This is a genomic window from Bradyrhizobium sp. P2_E8 (assembly GCF_056403875.1).
This window is the reverse complement of sequence record NZ_JBFUES010001171.1, coordinates 1-2104: the sequence shown is the minus strand read 5'-3', so window position 1 is coordinate 2104 and position 2104 is coordinate 1. Positions and strand designations below refer to the sequence as shown.

Below are 2104 nucleotides of genomic sequence, written 5' to 3'. Positions count from 1 at the left end.
ATCCTGTCTTGGTGAATCCCCGCAAGCCTTCATTGAGCAGGATGCCCATGAAGAAACCAAAAAGGGCAAGCGCTGCGAAGGCCAAAAAGGGCCGGAAGACCAGTGCCAGCCGATCCAAAGCCGCCCCCAAGCGTTCAGTCAGGCGTTGGGTCAAGGCGCCGCGGCGCGGGGCGTCGGCCGATGATGGGGGCAACGACGGTGCCAAGGTCATCCGCGGCCTGCGGACCAAGCTCAAACAGGCCTTGCAGCGCGTTGCCGAACTCGAGGCGGCCGCCGACACCGATTTCCTGCTCGAGATTCCGAACCGGCGCGGCTTCGAGCGCGAGCTCACGCGCGCCATTGCCTACATGAAGCGATATCACGCCAGCGGCGCGCTGATCGTGCTCGATGTCGATCGGCTGAAGCCGATCAACGATTCCTTCGGCCACGCCGCCGGCGACGAGGTGCTCAAGGCGATCGTCGGCGCGCTGACGCGGCAGGTCCGCGCCTCCGACGTGGTCGGCCGGCTCGGCGGCGACGAGTTCGCGCTGCTGCTGTGGAATCTCAACGAGACCGATGCCAAGGCGAAGGCCGCGGTCCTCGAGCAGGCGATCGACGAACTATCCTTCGTCTTCCACGGCCAGCATGTGACCGCGGGCGCCTCTGCCGGCGTCGCATTGCTGGGGGCGCAATCCGACGCAGGCCGCGCCCTGGAGGAGGCGGACGCCGCAATGTATGTGCGCAAGGCGTGCCGGCGGCACGAGCCGCGGATCAGGCTCGTCAGCAACTGACTTTACAACGTGGCCAGATCTTCCGGCACGTTGCCGAATTTGCGCAGCAGCGTAGCGTCGCCGAATTCGCCGGTCATGGGATCACCGCTGCGGTAAAACGCGATCGCGCCGATGTGGCCGGCGCCGCGCGCCAGAATCTCGGCGCGCCGCAGCGCGGCCGTCGAGGACTGACATTCCTCCGCGGTGCCCGCGACCGGTGATCCGTCGTCACCGATCAGGAAGGGCATTGCAACGTAGTAGGTGACGTCCGACATGGCGTTGCTCCGGTCATCAACATCAGGCGGCGCTGCTCCGCGCCTTGCTGCGAGAGGTCTCCGGAATGCAGCCGGCTGAAATCGCCGCCTGCAATTCCTCGAGCTCCGCCTCCAGATATTCGTTGGCCATGATCAGCGCCTTGATGGTGCTGCGCAGATTGCCGTCGCACATCGCGATCGCCTGATCGCAGGCCTGTTCATAATGGCTGTTGTCCAAAAGGGCGGTTGCCGACATCTGCGTTGTCCTTGCTGGTTCCTTGGGCGCTTCTCTGGGCGTTTCCTGGGGGCGTTGGATGTCGGAATGTTCCTATTTTGTTCTTTTGGAGTCAAGCGGATTCACCCGCGGCGCCCTGCCGCGAAAAGCCCGCTGGGGATCAGGCGATGATGTCGGGCGTGATCTGGTCTTCGATGAAGGCGATGCGGTCGCGCAACAACAGCTTGCGCTTCTTCAGCCGCTGTAACCGCAATAGGTCGGGGGCAGGCGATTGATGCAGCGCATCGATCGCGGCATCGAGATCTCGGTGTTCCTGCTGCAACCGGGCGAGCTCGGCTTCGAGTTCGCGCTCGTCTTCATGGGTCATGTCTGCGGTGGCCGAAAAACCGATAGCGTGAGATTTAAGGCTGTGGATGCCCTGTGGAAATTATCGTCCTTGCGCGCCGTGACCGCAAGCGATCTCGGGCCGTCGCGCACCGAATCTCTCGCGAGATATTTTCAACGGTTCGCTGCGGCGCTACGCAAGCACATTGATATCATGGATTTTTCCCAGCGTGGTTCCTTACTCACGCTTCGTTACATATGAATTTTCAAAAATGACATTGCGACGACGGATATCCATCGACAGAACGAATCGGTGATGTACACTTGATCGTCCGGATCGAATCCAAGGTCACCCCTACCGAGGAGGTWTCGAATGACAATTCAGGCACATCTGGTTGAATTGGAACGGAAGCACAAAACTCTCGAAAACGAATTGCACGAAGCTCTCGWGCACCTTTCAACAGACGACCTGCAAATTGTTGAGTTGAAGCGCCGGAAGTTGATGGTCAAGGACCAGATCGAGCGTCTGAAGCAAACTAGCG

At 60.9% G+C, this 2104-nt stretch carries 5 protein-coding genes; 2 read left to right on the top strand and 3 right to left on the bottom strand.

What is annotated here, in order from left to right; genetic code table 11:
- Positions 1 to 47: 47 nt before the first annotated feature.
- Complete coding sequence (locus AC1D00_RS38205; RefSeq protein WP_477014233.1) at positions 48 to 770, top strand: GGDEF domain-containing protein; 723 nt, start codon at positions 48 to 50, stop codon at positions 768 to 770.
- A 2-nt stretch (positions 771 to 772) separates the two neighbouring features.
- On the opposite strand, the gene AC1D00_RS38200 is transcribed toward AC1D00_RS38205, so the two are convergent.
- From AC1D00_RS38200 to AC1D00_RS38190, 3 genes are all read right to left on the bottom strand, one after another.
- The gene (locus AC1D00_RS38200; RefSeq protein ID WP_477014232.1) at positions 773 to 1024 is read right to left on the bottom strand and encodes a hypothetical protein; all 252 of its coding nucleotides are present in this window, start codon (positions 1022 to 1024) and stop codon (positions 773 to 775) included.
- 22 nt (positions 1025 to 1046) lie between these two features.
- A complete protein-coding gene (locus tag AC1D00_RS38195) occupies positions 1047 to 1259 on the bottom strand; it encodes a hypothetical protein (RefSeq protein WP_027545542.1) in 213 nt (70 codons plus the stop codon).
- Positions 1260 to 1398: 139 nt separating this feature from the next.
- Positions 1399 to 1605 (bottom strand): YdcH family protein, encoded by a 207-nt coding sequence (locus AC1D00_RS38190; protein ID WP_027545541.1) that lies wholly within the window; start codon positions 1603 to 1605, stop codon positions 1399 to 1401.
- Between the two features lie 330 nt (positions 1606 to 1935).
- Here AC1D00_RS38190 and AC1D00_RS38185 point away from each other — a divergent pair.
- A partial coding sequence (locus AC1D00_RS38185) for a YdcH family protein (protein ID WP_477014234.1) occupies positions 1936 to 2104 on the top strand: 169 nt, incomplete at its 3' end.

Bases quoted from the DNA above. Each gene is read 5' to 3' on its own strand.
- AC1D00_RS38205 (WP_477014233.1), top strand. From the start codon at position 48: ATGAAGAAACCAAAAAGGGCAAGCGCTGCGAAGGCCAAAAAGGGCCGG.
- AC1D00_RS38200 (WP_477014232.1), bottom strand. From the start codon at position 1,024: ATGTCGGACGTCACCTACTACGTTGCAATGCCCTTCCTGATCGGTGAC.
- AC1D00_RS38195 (WP_027545542.1), bottom strand. From the start codon at position 1,259: ATGTCGGCAACCGCCCTTTTGGACAACAGCCATTATGAACAGGCCTGC.
- AC1D00_RS38190 (WP_027545541.1), bottom strand. From the start codon at position 1,605: ATGACCCATGAAGACGAGCGCGAACTCGAAGCCGAGCTCGCCCGGTTG.